Origin of the sequence: Amycolatopsis sp. TNS106, from assembly GCF_019330265.1 — a bacterium.
In the GTDB taxonomy this organism is placed as follows: Bacteria; Actinomycetota; Actinomycetes; order Mycobacteriales; family Pseudonocardiaceae; genus Amycolatopsis; species Amycolatopsis lurida.
The window spans coordinates 818,359-835,210 of sequence record NZ_CP024972.1; the positions used below are offsets into that span (position 1 = coordinate 818,359).

Genomic DNA, 16,852 nt, shown 5'->3' on the forward strand with positions numbered 1-16,852 from the left:
GGTTCTGCGGTGCCCAGAGTGCCCCGACCTTCCAGGTGGGGAAAGTCCGCAACTGCCGTTGCCGGAATTCGGCAATGCCCAGGCCGGGTGGGGTGGGCTTCTGCGAGAGTGGGTGCGCTGCTGTCGGTTCTGCGGTACGGCCGTGTCATGACAACCGTGTAAGCCGCGGATGGACCAAGATCGGATCGTCGTTGGCGATCCAGGAAGGCCCTTTCTGTGACGGAGAACACATCACGCCCGGCCGGCTCGTCGTCGGCTGAAGTGCTTGCCGGAGCGCTTCCGCCGGGGGTATTGGACGCGCTGGTCAAAGAAGCGCACGCGAGCGGCGGTTCTTTGGGTGTGCAGGAATTGCTGAATCAGATGACGAAAGCTGTACTCGAACGCGCGCTGGATACCGAAATGACCCATCATCTCGGGTATGAGAAAGGAGATCCCGCCGGAAACGGCAGCGGGAACTCCCGAAACGGCCGGTCGACGAAAACGGTGTCCACAACCAACGGGCCGGTCGAGCTGGCGGTGCCCCGCGATCGGAACGGTTCGTTCGAACCGGCGATCGTGCCGAAACGCGCGCGTCGCCTCGGGAATATCGACGAGGTGATCCTGTCGCTGTATTTCCGTGGAATGACGACCCGTGATATTGAATCACACCTTCATGAAGTTTATGGCGTGAACGCCTCACGGGAACTGATTTCCAATGTCACCGAGGTGGTCGCCGACGAGATCACACTGTGGCAGACGCGTCCGCTGGACGAGGTCTACCCGATTCTCTACGTCGACGGCATCCGCCTGCGGATCAAGGACAAGGGCGTGGTGACCACGAAGGTCGCCCACCTGGCCGTCGGCGTGGACGTCGAAGGCCGCAAGCATGCCCTCGGCTTGTGGATCGCCGACAGCGAAGCCGCGAAGTTCTGGGCCAAGGTCGTCACCGACCTGCGCAACCGGGGCCTGCGGGACATCCTGATCGCCTGCTGCGACGGGCTGACCGGACTGCCTGACGCGATCCGCGGCGTCTTTCCCGACACCGTGGTCCAAACATGCGTGGTCCACGTGATCAGAAACGCGATGCGGTTCGTCTCCTACGGTGACCGCAAGAAAGTCGCCGCCGGAATGCGATCCATTTACACCGCACCCACGCTCGAGGCCGCCGAGATCGCACTCAAGAACTTCGACAAAGAATTCGGCACCCAATACCCCGCCGCAGTCCAAGTCTGGCAGCACGCATGGAACGAATTCACCCCATTCCTGGACTATCCAGCCGAGCTACGCCGAGTTGTCTACACGACAAACCTGATCGAGAACATCAACTTCCAGCTCCGGAAACTCACCAAGAACCGCGGCCACTTCGACAGCGACGCCGCCGCCATGAAACTCCTCTACCTCGGACTCCGAAACATCACCAGCCACCGCGGAGGACCATCAGGAACCGGAACCTGGGGATGGAAACAAGCACTCAACACCCTCGTCGTACTCTTCCCCGACCGCCTACCAATCCACTAAAATAACCACACAATCATCCGTGGCTTACACGGAAATCATGACAGGGCCCTGTCGGTCCTGCGGTACCCAGAGCGCCACAATCTTCCAGTTGGAGAAACCCCGCAACTGCCGTTGCCGAAATTCGGTCACGGAGCCCTTTTCAACTTCCCGTCCTGGCGACATCGTGAAGGACCGTCACGGCTTGACCAGGCTGGCGATCCGGGTGGTCTGCATCGGCCCGGATCCGGGTATGTGAGCGGCTGGCCTGCGGAGAGATTCGCCCACCGCCCCCGGTAGGGCACACGCACGGTGCCGTCGGCGCCGCGGTAGCCCTTGTCAGCCCAGCAGCGGATGCCGGCGGCGATCCGGTCGATCGGCAGGAGCGTGCCGTCCAGGATCCACCAAGGAGATCCGCCGGGCCTGCCGGATCGCGTCGGCCGACTTGGGCGCGAGCGCGGCAAGTGGGTCGACTGCTTCGCGGATGTAGCGAGAGGCAGTGGCCACGCCGATCCCGAAACTGGCGGCAGGTATCCCCGCCGCGCAGGTGCGCGAGCACGAGCAGTACCTGACGGTGCACCGGTGGCCCGCGCCACCGAGTACCTCGTTCTCGGATGGGTGGCCAAGCATGGCGTAGCTCCTGGTCGAGCGAGCGATCTTGGTCGTGAACTCCTCTGTCAGGAGCTTCACCACATTCAGCACCCGGGCGCGATACTGGCTTCATGACTCCAGCGAACCGCCCGGACAAAGTCCGCTTGAGGGCGTTCACCGAGGCCGACCTCGCCTTTCTCGACCGCCTCTGCACGGATCCCGATGCGCTCGGCGAGTTCGAGTGGCCCGGATTCGGTGATCCGAGGGCACGCCGCAAGCGATGGGAGATCGACGGGTACATCTCCGCCGAGTCCGCGGCGGTTGCGATCGCGCGGGCCGACGACACGGTTAACGGCATCGCCACCTGGAAGCCCCGCGGCTTCCCGTCGGGTGTCACCTACGAGATCGGCGTGGGGGTGCTACCCGAGCATCGTGGACAGGGGGTAGGCACGGTGGCGCAGAGGCTGCTCGTGGACTACCTGTTCGGCCGCACGACTGCGAACAGGATCGAAGCCCTCACCAATGGCGGTAACCTCGGCGAGCAGAAAGCCCTCGAACGCCTGGGGTTCCGCCGGGAAGGGGTCATGCGCGGCAGGTCCTTCCAACACGGCGAGTATGTCGATGTGCTCGTCTACGGTCTGCTCCGCTCAGAGCATCGTCCCGGAACACCCTGAGCACTCCTCCCAATCTTGGGGAGTTCGGCAACACCGGAGTCGCCAGGACAAGCCCTCGAAGACCGCGCAACACCAACCCAGTCCCGATCACCTCGCCACGGAATCCCGCGCAGGCGCCTCGCCCATCTCCAGGGAAGAGTCACGCGAAGGTTCCCGCACCACCAGAGTCGCCACGAACGTCAGCGCGATGCAGCCGGTGACCCACCAGAAGAACACGCTCTCGTGTCCGGCCTGCTTCAAGGCCAGCGCGATCGGTTCCGCAAGCCCGCCGAAGACGGCGGTCGCCAGGGCGTGCGGCAGTCCGACTCCCAGCGCGCGGACGTGGGTGGGGAACATTTCCGCCTTGATGATGGCCGACAAAGCGGTGTAGCCGCTGAGGAAGATCATGGCGGTGATCATGAGCAGGAAGGCGACCCACGGATTCCCCGTCCTGCCCACGAGCGTCATGATCGGCACGGTCAGCACCATGCCGCCGACGGAGAAGCCGAACATGACCGGGCGGCGGCCCCAGCGGTCGGAAAGGGCGCCGGCGACGGGCTGCATGAAGATGAACAGGAACAGGGCGGCGAAGCCGATGAGTGAGGCGGTCGGCTTGGGGATGCCCGCCGTGTTCACCATGTATTTCTGCAGGTAGCTGGTGAAGGTGTAGAACGCCACCGTGCCGCCGATGGCGAGGCCGAGAACGGCGAGAACCTGGCGGCGGTGTTCGCGCAGCAGGACCCGCAGTCCGCCACGGGAAGGCGAGCCTGTAGTCGCGGAGCGCTGGAAGTGTTCCGATTCCATCATGGTGCGGCGGAGGTACATCACCACGAGTCCGGCGATCGCGCCGAGCACGAACGGCACCCGCCAGCCCCACGCGTACATCTGCGCTTCGGTGAGCAGCGACTGCATCACGATCATCACCAGCAGGGCCGAAAGCTGCCCGACGGTGATCGAGACGTACTGGAAACTCGAGTAGAAACCGCGTCGCCGAGGAGTGGCGATCTCGGACAGATAGGTCGCGCTCGAACCGAACTCACCGCCCACCGAGAGACCTTGCGCGAGCCTGGCGACCACGAGGATCACGGGCGCGAGGATGCCGATCGACGCATAGCCGGGAGTAAGGGCGATGGCCAGCGAGCCGAAGCTCATCAGCGTCACGGACAGGGTCAGCGCGGCCCGGCGGCCGAACTTGTCCGCGTAGAGGCCGAGAAGCCAGCCTCCGAGCGGGCGCATCAGAAAGCCGACGGCGAACACGACGGCGGTCGAGAGCAACTGGGCCGTCAGATTTCCCTCGGGGAAGAAGCTGGCCGCGAAGTAGATGCTGAACGAGGCGTAGACGAACCAGTCATACCACTCGACCAGGTTGCCGAGGCACCCGCGGACCACGTTCGCGACGACACCGGGTTTCTTGTGCGGCAAGGGAAGCTCCTTCGCTCCGGGAACGCCGACCATCATGAGCTGTGATCCCTGCGGTTGAGAAATAGAAATCCGCGATGGGCACATACCCGGTCGGCATGGTCTACCCGAGGAAGTCGTTCACCAGATCGCTCGATTCGGGACGGCACTCGTCGAAGTAGGCATGGCGCGCCCCGGCGAAGAGACTCATCCGCGCGTCGGGAATCCGGTCCGTCAACAACGGCGCGTTCGCCACGGGTGCGAGCAGATCGTCGTCACCGTGCAGGACCAGGGTGGGCGCGGTGATCTCCGGAAGCACCTCCCAGGCGTCGTGCGTGTTGCTCGCGACCAGATGCCCGCGCACCGCGTGCGGCGGCATGCCGTGTGCGCCCAATACCCGGTACGGACCGGGATTGGCCGCACGCCAGGCGGGGGTGTACATCAGATCCTCCAGCGTCTCCCGCGCTTCCGCGGAGGACCGCCGCGCCAGGGCCAGCCGCACGTCGTTCGACCGCTCGACCCCGTGCGTGCCGCCCGGCGAGGTGCAGCCGAGCACGAGCCGCCGCACCCGATCGGGATACCGCGCGGCGACCCACTGGGCGACGCGCCCGCCCATCGAGGTGCCGTAGACATCGGCCTCGCCGACGCCGAGTTCGTCGAGGACCGCGAGCACGTCGTCCGCGAAACCCGGTGTGGAATAAGCGGAATCGGGCGCGTCGCTGCCGCCCGTACCGCGGTAGTCCATGGTGATCGTGCTCGGGAAGTCCCCGCGCGTGCGATCCCACCACGTATGGTCGTTCGCCTGCCCGGCCAGCAGTACGAGCGGCCTGCCCGTGCCGTGCCACTGGTAGGCCAGCCGGGTGCCGTCGGCGGCGACGGCGTTGCCGGTGAGCGTGCTCATTCTTCTCCTGTTCGGTCTTCCCAGAGCCGTGCCGAGGGCCATTCGCCCTCCCGCACGGTCCGGTGGATCTGCCGGACGAGCGCCCGCGCGACGGCGTCGACGGCGGGCGTGACGCGACCCGTCCTGGGCGTACCGAGGACGACGGTGCGCCAGATCTCCGGTTCACATACCGGAGCAGCGCTCAGCACGCCGTCGGACACGTCCGCCGCGATGCCGATGCCGGGCAGGATCGTCCAGCCGTGCCCGCCGAGCACGAGACGTTTCTGCAGTGTCATGGCGTTGGTCTGCACGGTGACCTCCGCCTCGGCGTCCGCCTCGCGGGCCGCGCCGTCGATGAGAGTGCGAAGCGCGTGACCCTCGGAGGGCATCACCAGCGGATGCGCGGCCACTTCGGCGAACGGGACGGGCTGCGCGGGATCGAGCCCGGCCGACGGGGGAGCGACCGCCCACAGCCGTTCCCGGACCAGCGGACGGACGTTGAGCGACGGCGTACTGGTCAAGTTGTAGAGCAGGCTCAGGTCGACGTCGCCGTCGTCGATCCACCGCTGGAGGTGCCCGGAGTACGCGGTGAGCAGCCGCAGTTCGATGCCCGGATGCTCGCGGAGCACTTCCGTCGTCAGCGGCGCGGCGAGCCGTTCCGCGGCGCTCTCCAGCAGGCCGACCGTGACGATCCCGGTGACCACGCCGGGTTGCGGGGCCAGCTCGGCCCGGGCCCGGTCGAGTTCGGTGAGCGCCCGCCGGGCACGTTCGACGAGCGTCGCGCCCGCCTCGGTGGGGCGCATCCCGTGGCGGGTCCGTTCGAACAACGGCACCCCGAGTTCCTGTTCCAGGGTACGGATCTGCCGGGTGACGGCGGGCTGGACCAGGTGCAGCAGCTCGGCCGCGCGGGTCACGCTGCCGACCTCGGCGACGGTCACCAACGCCTTGAGCTGCTTGAAGTCCACCTTCGCTCCTGCTCATCGCGGTCCGGTATGCGACCATCATGATTCGGTATTTCACAGACCGTCACATCATCGCTCATGATAACCACATGACCGAGGAAGAGACCGAGATCGTCGCGCTCGTGGCCGGGTTCGTGGATCGCGAGGTCCGGCCCGTCGCGCGGGAGCTCGACCACGCGAACACCTATCCCGGGAAACTCATCGACCAGATGAAGGCGATGGGTGTCTTCGGGCTCGCCGTGCCCGAGCCTTGGGGCGAGACTCAGGTCTCCGCCCAGTGCTACGCGTTGGTGACGGAGGAGCTGGCGCGTGGCTGGATGAGCCTCGCCGGCGCGATGGGCGGCCATACCGTCGTCGTGAAACTCCTTGCCACATATGGCACTCAGGAGCAGAAGAACGCCTACCTGCCGAAGCTGGCGACCGGTGAGATCCGCGCGACGATGGCGCTCACGGAACCCGGTGGCGGCTCGGATCTGCAGGCACTCCGCACCACGGCGCGGCGCGAGGGCGACGAGTACGTGGTCAACGGCAGCAAGACGTGGATCACCAACGCGCGCCGGTCCCAGCTGGTCGCGTTGCTGTGCAAGACCGACCCCGCCGCCGAACCGGCGCACAAGGGGATCTCCGTCCTGCTGGTGGAGAAAGGGCCGGGTTTCGAGGTCTCGCGGGATCTGCCCAAACTCGGTTACAAAGGTGTCGAGAGCTGCGAGCTTTCCTTCGACGACTTCCGCGCGCCGGCGACGGCCCTGCTCGGCGGGGTGGAAGGACGCGGATTCGGTCAGATGATGCGCGGCCTGGAGATCGGCCGGATCCAGGTCGCCTGCCGGGCACTCGGCGTCGGACGGGCCGCGCTGGAGGATTCCCTGCGCTACGCCCAGGAACGCGAGAGCTTCGGCAAGCCGATCTGGCAGCACCAGTCGATCGGCAACCATCTCGCGGACATGGCGACCAAACTCGAGGCCGCCCGCCAGCTGACGCACCACGCGGCGCGACGCTACGACTCGGGCGAACGCGCGGACCTGGAGGCGGGGATGGCGAAACTGTTCGCCTCCGAGGCCGCGATGGAGATCGCGCTCGACGCGGTCCGCATCCACGGCGGCTACGGCTACTCGACGGAGTTCGACGTCGAACGGTACTTCCGTGACGCGCCACTGATGATCGTCGGCGAGGGCACCAACGAGATCCAGCGCGGCGTGATCGCCCGCCAGCTGGTCGAACGGCACCGCATCCCGTCCTGAACACCGAGGAAGGCAGTATGCGCCAACCACTAGAGGGAATCACCGTCGTCGCGCTGGAACAGGCCGTCGCCGCTCCGTTCGCCTCCCGGCAGCTCGCCGACCTCGGTGCGCGTGTCATCAAGATCGAACGCCGCGGCGTCGGCGACTTCGCCCGCGGCTACGACCGGACCGTGCACGGCCAGTCGAGCTACTTCGTCTGGCTCAACCGGGGCAAGGAAAGCGTGGAACTCGACATCAAGGATCCGGCGGACCGGGCGCTGCTCGGCGCGATGATCGGCAAGGCGGACGTCTTCCTCCAGAACCTCGCGCCCGGCGCGGTGGACCGGCTCGGCCTCGACGCCGGGACGCTGCGCGCGGAACGTCCGGAACTGATCCACTGTTCCATCTCCGGCTACGGCCCGGAAGGTCCATATCGGACGAAGAAGGCCTACGATCTGCTGGTGCAGTGCGAAACCGGGCTCGTGATGTCCACCGGAACCCCGGAGACACCGGCCAAGGCGGGGATCTCGATCGCCGACATCGCCACCGGCATGTACGCCCACAGCGGCATCCTCACCGCGCTGTACGACCGCGAGCGCACCGGCGAGGGAGCGAGCCTGCACGTCGCGATGATCGACTCGCTCGGCGAATGGATGAGCCAGCCCGCCTATTTCTCCCGCTACGGCCAGGAGCCGCCACGGCGCACGGCGGCGGCGCATCCGTCGATTTCGCCGTACGGCCCGTACCGCACCGGTGACGACAGAATCTTCCTGAGTGTCCAAAGTGAACGCGAGTGGACCGTGCTGTGCCGGGATGTCCTGGGACAGGAGGCGCTGGTCGAAGATCCGCGCTTCCGGAGCAACGACGACCGCGTCGGCAACGACGGCGAACTCACGGCGATCCTGGAGGAGACCTTCAGCGGCCTGACCGCGGACGAGGTCGGGGACCTGCTGGAGCGCGCCGGGATCGCCAACGCCCGGTTGCGGACTCCGGAGCAGTTCACCCGCCATCCGCAGCTGGCCGCGAGGAATCGTTGGCGTGCGGTGGAAACCCCCGCCGGACCGCTGGAGGCGTTGCTTCCGCCGGTCGAAGTCGCGGGCCGGGAACCGGTCATGGGGCCGGTGCCCGCGCTGGGGGCGCACAACGAGTCGATCCGGGCCGAGTTCGGTGCCCGCCAGGAGGTGCGAACGTGAAGGAAGTCCTGCAGCCCGGCCCCGCGGAGGCGCTGGCGTCGCTGCTCGACGTCGAGTCGCCGGATCTGGACCGCGACGGCCTGCCCTTGCTGTGGCACTGGTTCTACCTGCTGGACCGGCCGGCGCAGGCCGACCTGGGGCCGGACGGGCATCCGCTCCGTGGCACGGAGCCGGGACGCCGCCGGATGTGGGCGGGCGGGCGGGTGCGGACGCTCGGCCCGCTGCGGTGCGGACTGCCCGCCGAACGGCGGACGGAAGTGCTTTCCACCCAGGAGAAACAAGGCCGCACCGGCCGCCTGACCTTCGTCGTGACGGGCCACAAGATCGTCCAGGGTGGTGAGGTCGTGGTCGAAGAGGAGCAGGACATCGTCTACCGCGACGCCGCTTCCAGGCAGGCCGACGCGCCCGTCGAGGAACCGGAAGTGCCGGTGGCCGACGAAGAATGGGAGATCGACGTGTCACCGACACTGTTGTTCCGCTTCTCGGCACTGACCTACAACGCTCACCGCATCCATTACGACCGCGATTACGCCCGCGACGTCGAGGGTTACCCGGGGCTGCTCACCCACGGCCCGTTGCAGGCGCTCGCGATGGCCGAAGCAGCCCGGAGGCGGGGGAGTGGTGGGAGGCTGGCCTTCGACTATCGGCTCGTCTCGCCCCTGTTCGACCATCAGGGCATGATCGTGCGAGCGGAGGACACGGGCACCGCGGTGCGTGATCGCCACGGACGGCGGACGGCGACCGGAACGGTACGGAGCCTCCGCCGATGAACGATCTCCTGAGAAGCGCGAAGACCTTCCTGTTCGTTCCCGGACACCGGCCGGACCGGTTCGCCAAGGCTGAGGCGAGCGGTGCCGACGTCGTCATCCTCGACCTGGAGGACGCCGTCGCGCCCGATCGGAAAGAGGCCGCCCGTGCGCACGTCCGGGCGTGGCTGGCGGAAGGCCATCAGGCGGTCGTCCGGCTGAACGCCGCCGGAACCGCCTGGTACCACGAGGATGTCGCGAGTATCGGACGCGCGTTCGCGGTGATGCTGCCCAAAGCCGAGAACCGTGCGGAGATCGATTCCCTCGCCGGGCGGCTGCCGGGTGTCCCGATCCTCCCGCTGGTGGAAACCGCGGCCGGGATCGCCGGCGCGGTGGAGGTCTGCCGGGCGGACGCGGTGGTGCGGCCCGCCTTCGGCAGCGTGGACCTGGCCGCGCAGCTCGGGGTCGACCACCGGTCGCACGAGGCGTTGCGGTACGCGCGGTCGGCCCTCGTCGTCGCCGCGGCCGCCGCGGGCAGGGCGGCCCCGATCGACGGTGTCACCACGGCGCTCGACGACCAGGCCGCGCTCGCCGCGGATATCGGCCACGCCAAGACCCTGGGGTTCACCGGGAAGCTCTGCGTGCACCCGCGCCAAGTCGCCGCCGCGAATCACGGGCTGGCCCCGTCCGACAGCGAGATCGAGTGGGCGCGGGACGTGCTCGCGCACGCCGGCGACGGTTCGGTGGCCGTGGCGTGCGGTCAGATGGTCGACAAACCGGTCGAAGCAAGGGCCAGGGCCATCCTCGATCGCGCGGGTGGCCCGTTCCGGCCGGCCGGATGACGCCGATCTGGCCCTGGTAGCGCCCGCCGAGTGGCGGTAGCGTTCCGGCCGGCGGACTTTTCGTTACGGGCGAACGGAAAGAAGGCGTGGTCCCATGCACGAACCGGTACTGACGGAGTTCGCGACCACCGATCCGGAGCAGGCGTGTGCCCTGATCGCCGAGGCGTACCGCGACAACCGGTTACGGGTCCGGGGCAGCGTCGAAAACTACCGGTTCGAGCACAACCGCTGTGATCTCGGGGATGTGCACATCGATTTCCTGCACAACACGCTGACCACGGAGGTCGCCGTCCAGCCGCTCGACCGGATGGTGCTGCTGCGGGTGCTGGGCGGTGAAATCGAGATCGACGACGGCATCAACGACCGCAGGCTCGGTCCAGGGGACGTGTTCGCCGGCCCGCATCCCGGTCACGACTATCGGACGCGTATGCACGGTACGCGGCTGCAGGTCACCGGTATCGATCTGGCTTTGTTCACCGGGACCGACCCGGCGCAGGACGGCGCCGCGATCGAGCGGTTGTGGTTCGAACCGGTGTGTCCGGAGAAGGCACGACGATGGTGCCAGACGGTCGAATACGTGGCCGGGCTGTTCTCCGAACCGGGGGTCGAGAGCGGACCGCTGGTGCTCGGCGCGGTGGGACGGCTGATGGCGGCCATGGCCTTGGACACCTTCACCACGGGCGAAGGCGAGGGGCGCCCGTGCGACCGGCGGGACACGCTCCCGGCCACTGTGCGCCGCGGGATCACTTTCTTGGAGACGAATCCGGATCTCGACCTCGGTGTCGCCGACATCGCCCGCGCCTGCCGGGTCTCGGTGCGTGCCCTGCAGCTGGCGTTCCGGCGGCATCTGGACACCACCCCCATGGCGTACCTGCGCCGGGTCCGGCTGGACCAGGTGCGAGCGGAGCTCCGCGCCGCCGTCCCCGGCGACGGTGCGACGGTCACCAGGGTCGCGGCGAAATGGGGGTTCCTGGACGGCAGCCGGTTCAGCGCGCAGTACCGCGCCGCGTTCGGTGAATCCCCGGGCAGCACTCTGCGGAGACCCTGAAGTTCGTTTTCGTCGGTGCGAGTGTGCGTTTTCGCCGCTGGCCCGGCGCGCGCGGACCCTGTTCCATGAATCCTGACCACCGGTGGGCCCGGCCCCCGCTCACCGGTGTGTCAGACCGAACCGGCCGGCCGGTTCCCTCAACGGGGCGCCGCGGCGATCCCGTCGTACATGACCCGGCGGACCGCGCGGCTCATGGCGGCCTGCCGCTCCGGCGACGGGTCCCGCAGCTCGGACAGGATCGACGCGAGGATCATCCCGTTGATCGCGCGGGCGGTGGAGTCGATGTCCAGGTCCTCGTGCAGATAGCCGAGGCGGACGCCGTGCCGCAGGTAACCGGCGGTCAGCTCGGCGGCGGTCTCGTAGAAGTCCAGCACCCGCTCCCGCATCTCGGCGTCGATACCCGCCGCTTCGAGCAGGAGGAACCGGGCCATCCGCGGGTCGCTGCCGAAGATCCGGGCGAGCGCGTCGCCGATCCGGGCGCTCTGCTTGCGGTACTCGGCGAGGCTGCTGACCGCGTCCGGCGCGTTGTCCGCGGCCAGCGCGCCGACCACCTTCTCGACCAGGTCAGTGATGACGTGGTCGACGATGTCCCGTTTGTTCTGGAAGTACCGGTAGAAGGTGCCGTGCCCGATGCCCAGCCGGGCGGCGATGTCGGCGATCCCCGTCGCGTGGTAGCCGCGTTCGGCGAAGCAGTCGAACGCGGTCTCCACGATCTCGCGCCGTAGTTCCTGCTTCTTCCGTGCGGCCCTGCTGACCGGGGTCTCCGTCGTCATCCCGCCAGCTTATTGCCCGGCGCGGACAAATGACATACCGTTCCGGAAATGACACGTCATTCCGCGAGAGCGCTGGTGCTCGGCTGCGGCGGGACCCTGGGATTCGCCTGGACCGCCGCGGTCCTCGACGCGCTCGGCTGGGATCCCCGCGAGGCGAAGGTCCTGGTCGGGACGTCGGCGGGGGCCGAGGCGGTGGCCATGCTCGGGGCGGGCATCCCGGCGAAGGCGATCCTCGACGCGGTCGCCGGCGCGCCCGGTGGAGACGCTGTCGTCGCCGCGCATGTAGCGCGGGTGCCGGGCAGGTTTCCGCCGGTGCCGTCTCCGCGCTGGCCCGCCACCGGACTGGTTCGGGCCGCGCTGCGCCGGGACGTCGACCCGCTCGCCGGTCTCGCGGGTCTTCTGCCGCGCGGCGGGGGAGACGCCGGCTGGCTGCGCGAACTCGGTGACGCGCTGGCGCCCGGCGGCTGGGTCCCGCATCCCGCGACCTGGCTGATGGCCGCGGACCTGACGGGAAAGCGGATCGCGCTCGGCTCCCCGGGAGCGCCGCCCGCGCGCCTCGGTGAGGCGATCGCCGCGTCGTGGGCGATCCCCGGTTGGTTCCCGCCGTCCATCGTGGACGGACGGCCGCTGGTGGACGGGGGCACGGTCTCGCCGACGTCGGCCGACTTCCTGCTCGGGCAGGACGTCGGCGAGGTCGTGCTCATCGCGCCGATGAGCAGCGAGGGCGGGGCGCCGGCACGCGGTCCGGCCCGGTTCGAGCGCCTGCTGCGGACGGCGATGACCAGACGTGTCGACGACGAGACAAGGCGGCTGCGCGCGGCAGGTGTCCGGGTGGTCCGGATCGAACCGGGGCCCGCCGATCTCGCCGCCATGGGTGCCAACTTCATGGACGGACGGCGACGCGAGCACGTGCTCGCCACGGCGCTGAGGACGGCGCCGGGCCTGGTCGCCGACGCCTTCGAACGAGAAGGAGTGCGCGCGTGAGCAAGTACCCGGAGCTCGATCTCGACGGCGCGCACGTGGCGATCACCGGTGCGGGGCAGGGCATCGGCCGCGCGACGGCGGAGCGCATGGCCGCGCTCGGCGCGCGCGTGTCGATCGGCGATCTCGACCTGGAAGCCGCGGAACGGACCGCGGCCGACGTCGGTGGCACCGCGCACCTCTTGGACGTCGCCGATCCGGCCTCGTTCGCCACCTTCCTCGGTGATGCCGAGCAGGCGAACGGGCCGCTCGCGGTGCTCGTCAACAACGCCGGGATCATGCCCAACGGCGGTTTCCTCGACCTCTCCGCCGCGCTGAACCGGGCGACCATGGAGGTCAACGTCTTCGGCGTCGTCCACGGTATGCGGCTGGCCCTGCCCGGCATGCTGGAGCGGGGCCGCGGCCACATCGTCAACGTCGCCTCGCTGGCCGGGAAGTTCCCCGTCAAAGGGCTGGCGATCTACAACGCCAGCAAGTTCGCCGTCGTCGGGCTGACCGCGGCGACCCGGCTGGAGTACGCGCCGCACGGCGTGAGCGTCTCCGCCGTGCTGCCGTCGGCGGTCGACACAGCCCTCGCTTCGGGGCTCGACATGCGGCCGATCCCCAAGGTGAAACCGGGCCGGATCGCCGACGCCGTCGTGGCTTCCGTCCGCACCCGCGCGGCGGAGATCGCGGTGCCCGGCTACGTCGGTGCGCTCGCCACTCTCGCGGCCGTGACACCCGAACCGGCGCTCAACGCGGTCCGGCGGCTGGTTCGCGACGACCGCGCCCTGCGGCCCGATTCACCGGAGCGGGACGGCTACCGCGCCCGCCTCGACCAGGACACCCACCGGGAGGAAAACGCATGAACGCGCAGTACGACGCCGTCGTCGTCGGGGCCGGTTTCGGCGGGATGGGCGCGGCGATCCAGCTGAACCGGCTCGGCTACGACAACCTGCTCATCCTCGAACGCGAGTCCGGTATCGGCGGCACCTGGCATGTGAACCGCTATCCCGGGCTGGCCGTCGACATCCCGTCGGCCACCTACTCGTATTCGTTCGAGCCGAATCCGCACTGGTCGCGGCTCTTCGCGCCCGGCGCGGAACTCAAGCGGTACGCCGAGCACGTCGCGGACAAATACCGGCTGAGGCGCTACATGCGGTTCGGGTCGGTGGTCACCGGCGCGGTCTGGGACGAGGCGAACGCGCACTGGACGGTCTCGCTCGCCGAGGGCGCGCCGGTCACCGCCAAGTATCTTCTCACCGCGACGGGATTCCTTTCCCAGCCGAAGAAACCCGATATCGCCGGGATCGACACGTTCGGCGGCAAGGTCATCCACACCACCGCCTGGGACGACGAGTATGACCTCGCGGGCAAGCGCGTCGCGGTGATCGGCACCGGCGCGACCGCGGTCCAGCTGATCCCCGAGATCGCGAAGACCGCGCGTGAGCTCACCGTGTACCAGCGGACGCCGATCTGGGTGAGCCCCAAACTCGACTTCCCGGTGCCCAAGGCGGTCCGGCGCGCGTTCGCCGCGGTCCCGCTCACCCAGCGGGCCGCCCGGCTGACCGGTACCGCGCTGCTGGAACTGATGATGGTGTCCGGTGTCCTGCACTACAAACAACTGCCGATGGCGAACCGGCTCGGCAAGCTGTGGTGCCAGGCGCATCTGCGCCGTCAGGTACGGGATCCGCGGCTGCGCGCGGAACTGACGCCGCGGTATTCGTTCGGCTGCAAGCGTCCGACGTTCTCCAACGAGTACTACCCGGCCTTCACCAAGGACCACGTGCACCTGGAGACGACTTCGATCGCGAAGATCGACGAAACCGGGATCGAGACCGCCGACGGAGCGCGCCGGGAAATCGACGTCCTGGTGCTGGCGACCGGATTCGACCTGTGGGAGGCGAACTTCCCGGCGATCGAGATCATCGGGCGCGACGGCCGGAACCTCGGGAAATGGTGGCGGGAGAACCGTTTCCAGGCCTACGAGGGGGTGGCGATCCCCAAGTTCCCCAACTTCATCTCGCTCAACAGCCCGTATTCCTACTCGGGACTGTCCTATTTCACCACCATCGAGACACAGATGCGGCATATGGACCGGCTCTTCGGCGCCATGCGGCGGCGCGGCGCCACCGAGTTCGAGGTCACGCAGGAGGCCAATGACGCGTTCCTCGACCGGATGACGGAACGCCTCGGCGACTCGATCTTCACGCTCGGGAACTGCGCTCCGGCGAACAGCTACTACTTCAACCCGCACGGGGAGGCGACGCTGCTCCGCCCCTCCTCCACGCTGAACGCCATCAAGGAGGCCGGGAGCTTCCCGCTTGAGGACTACACCTTCAGCTCGTGAGTGGTAAGGACGGTTAGAACCGTCCTTACCACTCACGAGACGTTTACTGCCTGCGGAGCCGCAGAGTCACGGCCGCGCCCGCGGCGGCGAGGAAGACCGCGCCGAGCGCATACGGCCACCACGGCACCTCGGTGTCGCCCACCGGAGTGGCGCCGTAACCACCGGCGGCACCGGTGCGGTCGTAGGTCGAGCCGGGCAGCTTGTCGCCGTAACGGTTCTGCAGGGCCTCGCGGTAGGCGGCGAGGGTCATCGTCTCGCCGGTCTTCGCCACCGACGAGCCATCGAGGACGGTCACGGTGTCCCCGTCGACGGCGTACCAGGCGCCCGCCTGAGGTTCGCTCAGGAGGTAACCCTTGCCGGCCTTCGCCGCGAGGCGCTTTTCGACGTCACCCGAGGCGACGTTGTAGACCGACCAGCCCGAGCCCTCGCGCTGCGACCACACGGTCGCGGCGTCGCCGTTGCCCAGGGTGGCGGGGGTGGCGACATAGGCGAGTTCGGCCGGGACGGAGGAAGTACCGGCGATGAAGGCCGCGGTCGGCTGGTAGACCGCGACCGGTGTCCGCGGATCGGCCTTGGCGGTCCTGGCGGCGACGGCCGTGTCCGCCTTGGCCGCGCCGGGGAATTGCGCCTTGGCGAGCCGTTGCGTGGTCGCATCGCTGGTGACCACTGTGGACACTGCGGCGAGGTCGGCGGCGGTGGGCGCGCCGCTGGGTGCGTCGGCGGCGGAGGCCTGGCCGCCGAGCGCCAGTGACAGTCCGAGGGCGAGGATCGTGGCGCCGAGGAAGGTTCGCTTCATGGTTTCAGTCCTTGATCCCGTAGACGGTGTGGGTCCAGGTGAACGAGTTGTTGGACCGGTAGGCGTTATAGCTCATCTGGTTGTAGCGGGGGCTCGAGCCCCACGGGTCGCCGTAGTACACCGTCGTCGCGCCATTGGTGTTGTCGTAGCCGTAGAGCACGTGCATGTGCCCGCCGCCGTTGCGCCAGCCGATCCGGGTGCCGATCGGCTGCCGCGCGTCGACCTGGCTCTTGATGGAGGCGAAGCTCAGCGTCTGGCCGGACGAACTGTAGGTGCCGACGTTGCTGAACCCCAGCCAGCGGAACACCCGCTGCTGATCGCTCAGGTAGCCCTGGTTGTTCGCGCAGTCCGTTCCGGATTCGTTGTGCGCGATCTGGCAGAACTTCGTCTGGGTGAGGGAGTGCCCCCACCACGCGGCGATCGTGTTGCCACTGGCGTCCCAGCACCAGTTGCTCTTCTCCTGTGCCTGCATCCTGATCGGGATCGTGGTGGCCGCCGTGACGGCGGGTGCCGCGGAAGCGGGCGCCTGCAAGGCGACCAACGCGGCGACACCGGCGAAGGCGGTGGCCAGCCCGCGCCTGAATGAGGTCTTCACCGTGGGAACACTCCTAACTGGATGGTCGAACGCGAAGCAAGCGCGGGCGGCTACCCGTAAGGGACAGGTGGGGACTTCGGCTACCCGACTGGGTGACCGACCGGCGCGAGCAGGGGACGTGCGCTGTGGCGAGGTGACAGAGGGGCACTGCGAATAGTCTGAGATTCACCCTCTGGTGGCCTCGTGGCAAGGTTCGCGGCAATACCTAAGGGTCCGTATTGCCGAAGCGAGTGCCGCCGTCACCGCAGGTCGGCGTCGCCCGTTCGAGTTAACGGCGCGGAGGGGTCGTGACTCCCGTGGTGTGGACCAGCGGAAAGCACGCGCACCCCGGTCACTGTTCGTGTTCCCGCCTTTCGGCGGGTGTCCGATCGGTAT

At 68.3% G+C, this 16,852-nt stretch carries 16 protein-coding genes and 1 pseudogene; 10 read left to right on the forward strand and 7 right to left on the reverse strand.

From position 1 onward, the window contains the following. Positions 1-216 precede the first annotated feature (216 nt). Entirely contained in the window at positions 217-1,497 is a 1,281-nt protein-coding gene (locus CVV72_RS03870) for an IS256 family transposase (RefSeq protein WP_370641858.1), read from the forward strand. Positions 1,498-1,736: 239 nt separating this feature from the next. Here the strand turns inward: CVV72_RS03870 and CVV72_RS03875 are convergent. Then, positions 1,737-2,086 (reverse strand): annotated as a pseudogene (locus CVV72_RS03875) (transposase family protein); the annotation flags it as partial. 142 nt (positions 2,087-2,228) lie between these two features. On the opposite strand from CVV72_RS03875, the gene CVV72_RS03880 reads away from it, so the two are divergent. Then, positions 2,229-2,738 (forward strand): GNAT family N-acetyltransferase, encoded by a 510-nt coding sequence (locus CVV72_RS03880; protein ID WP_219151066.1) that lies wholly within the window; start codon positions 2,229-2,231, stop codon positions 2,736-2,738. Between the two features lie 87 nt (positions 2,739-2,825). Here CVV72_RS03880 and CVV72_RS03885 read toward each other — a convergent pair whose 3' ends face one another. The 3 genes from CVV72_RS03885 to CVV72_RS03895 form a co-directional block, all read right to left on the reverse strand. Then, positions 2,826-4,175, reverse strand: a complete 1,350-nt coding sequence (locus CVV72_RS03885) for an MFS transporter (protein ID WP_219151067.1) — start codon at positions 4,173-4,175, stop codon at positions 2,826-2,828. 64 nt (positions 4,176-4,239) lie between these two features. Next, the gene (locus tag CVV72_RS03890) at positions 4,240-5,016 is read right to left on the reverse strand and encodes an alpha/beta fold hydrolase (protein WP_219151068.1); all 777 of its coding nucleotides are present in this window, start codon (positions 5,014-5,016) and stop codon (positions 4,240-4,242) included. After that, a complete protein-coding gene (locus tag CVV72_RS03895; protein WP_219151069.1) occupies positions 5,013-5,960 on the reverse strand; it encodes a LysR family transcriptional regulator in 948 nt (315 codons plus the stop codon). Before CVV72_RS03895 ends, CVV72_RS03890 begins: the two co-directional genes overlap by 4 nt. Before the next feature lie 86 nt (positions 5,961-6,046). Here CVV72_RS03895 and CVV72_RS03900 point away from each other — a divergent pair, with 86 nt between their 5' ends. The 5 genes from CVV72_RS03900 (at position 6,047) to CVV72_RS03920 (ending at position 11,003) form a co-directional block, all read left to right on the forward strand. Next, positions 6,047-7,195 (forward strand): acyl-CoA dehydrogenase family protein, encoded by a 1,149-nt coding sequence (locus tag CVV72_RS03900; RefSeq protein ID WP_219151070.1) that lies wholly within the window; start codon positions 6,047-6,049, stop codon positions 7,193-7,195. Between the two features lie 17 nt (positions 7,196-7,212). Beyond that, positions 7,213-8,367 carry a CaiB/BaiF CoA-transferase family protein gene (locus CVV72_RS03905; RefSeq protein ID WP_219151071.1) on the forward strand — a complete coding sequence of 385 codons (1,155 nt, stop codon included), beginning with the start codon at positions 7,213-7,215 and terminating at the stop codon, positions 8,365-8,367. Beyond that, positions 8,364-9,137 carry a mesaconyl-C4 CoA hydratase gene (locus CVV72_RS03910; protein ID WP_219151072.1) on the forward strand — a complete coding sequence of 258 codons (774 nt, stop codon included), beginning with the start codon at positions 8,364-8,366 and terminating at the stop codon, positions 9,135-9,137. The genes CVV72_RS03905 and CVV72_RS03910 overlap by 4 nt, the downstream gene beginning before the upstream one ends. After that, a complete protein-coding gene (locus CVV72_RS03915) occupies positions 9,134-9,955 on the forward strand; it encodes a CoA ester lyase (protein WP_219151073.1) in 822 nt (273 codons plus the stop codon). Before CVV72_RS03910 ends, CVV72_RS03915 begins: the two co-directional genes overlap by 4 nt. Before the next feature lie 94 nt (positions 9,956-10,049). Next, positions 10,050-11,003 (forward strand): helix-turn-helix transcriptional regulator, encoded by a 954-nt coding sequence (locus CVV72_RS03920; RefSeq protein ID WP_219151074.1) that lies wholly within the window; start codon positions 10,050-10,052, stop codon positions 11,001-11,003. A gap of 137 nt (positions 11,004-11,140) precedes the next feature. On the opposite strand, the gene CVV72_RS03925 is transcribed toward CVV72_RS03920, so the two are convergent. Then, positions 11,141-11,776: a TetR/AcrR family transcriptional regulator gene (locus tag CVV72_RS03925; protein ID WP_219151075.1), complete on the reverse strand. Its 636-nt coding sequence runs from the start codon at positions 11,774-11,776 to the stop codon at positions 11,141-11,143. 48 nt (positions 11,777-11,824) lie between these two features. On the opposite strand from CVV72_RS03925, the gene CVV72_RS03930 reads away from it, so the two are divergent. Genes CVV72_RS03930 through CVV72_RS03940 form a run of 3 tightly spaced genes read left to right on the forward strand, consistent with a single transcriptional unit; the run spans position 11,825 to position 15,086 of the window. Further along, positions 11,825-12,760 (forward strand): patatin-like phospholipase family protein, encoded by a 936-nt coding sequence (locus CVV72_RS03930; protein WP_255632497.1) that lies wholly within the window; start codon positions 11,825-11,827, stop codon positions 12,758-12,760. Next, the gene (locus CVV72_RS03935; RefSeq protein WP_219151076.1) at positions 12,757-13,605 is read left to right on the forward strand and encodes an SDR family oxidoreductase; all 849 of its coding nucleotides are present in this window, start codon (positions 12,757-12,759) and stop codon (positions 13,603-13,605) included. The genes CVV72_RS03930 and CVV72_RS03935 overlap by 4 nt, the downstream gene beginning before the upstream one ends. Further along, the gene (locus tag CVV72_RS03940) at positions 13,602-15,086 is read left to right on the forward strand and encodes an NAD(P)/FAD-dependent oxidoreductase (protein WP_219151077.1); all 1,485 of its coding nucleotides are present in this window, start codon (positions 13,602-13,604) and stop codon (positions 15,084-15,086) included. The genes CVV72_RS03935 and CVV72_RS03940 overlap by 4 nt, the downstream gene beginning before the upstream one ends. Before the next feature lie 43 nt (positions 15,087-15,129). Here CVV72_RS03940 and CVV72_RS03945 read toward each other — a convergent pair whose 3' ends face one another. Further along, positions 15,130-15,882, reverse strand: a complete 753-nt coding sequence (locus tag CVV72_RS03945) for a hypothetical protein (RefSeq protein WP_219151078.1) — start codon at positions 15,880-15,882, stop codon at positions 15,130-15,132. A gap of 4 nt (positions 15,883-15,886) precedes the next feature. Then, on the reverse strand, positions 15,887-16,477 hold the full coding sequence (locus CVV72_RS03950; RefSeq protein WP_034316771.1) for a papain-like cysteine protease family protein: 591 nt from the start codon (positions 16,475-16,477) through the stop codon (positions 15,887-15,889). Positions 16,478-16,852: the final 375 nt, after the last annotated feature.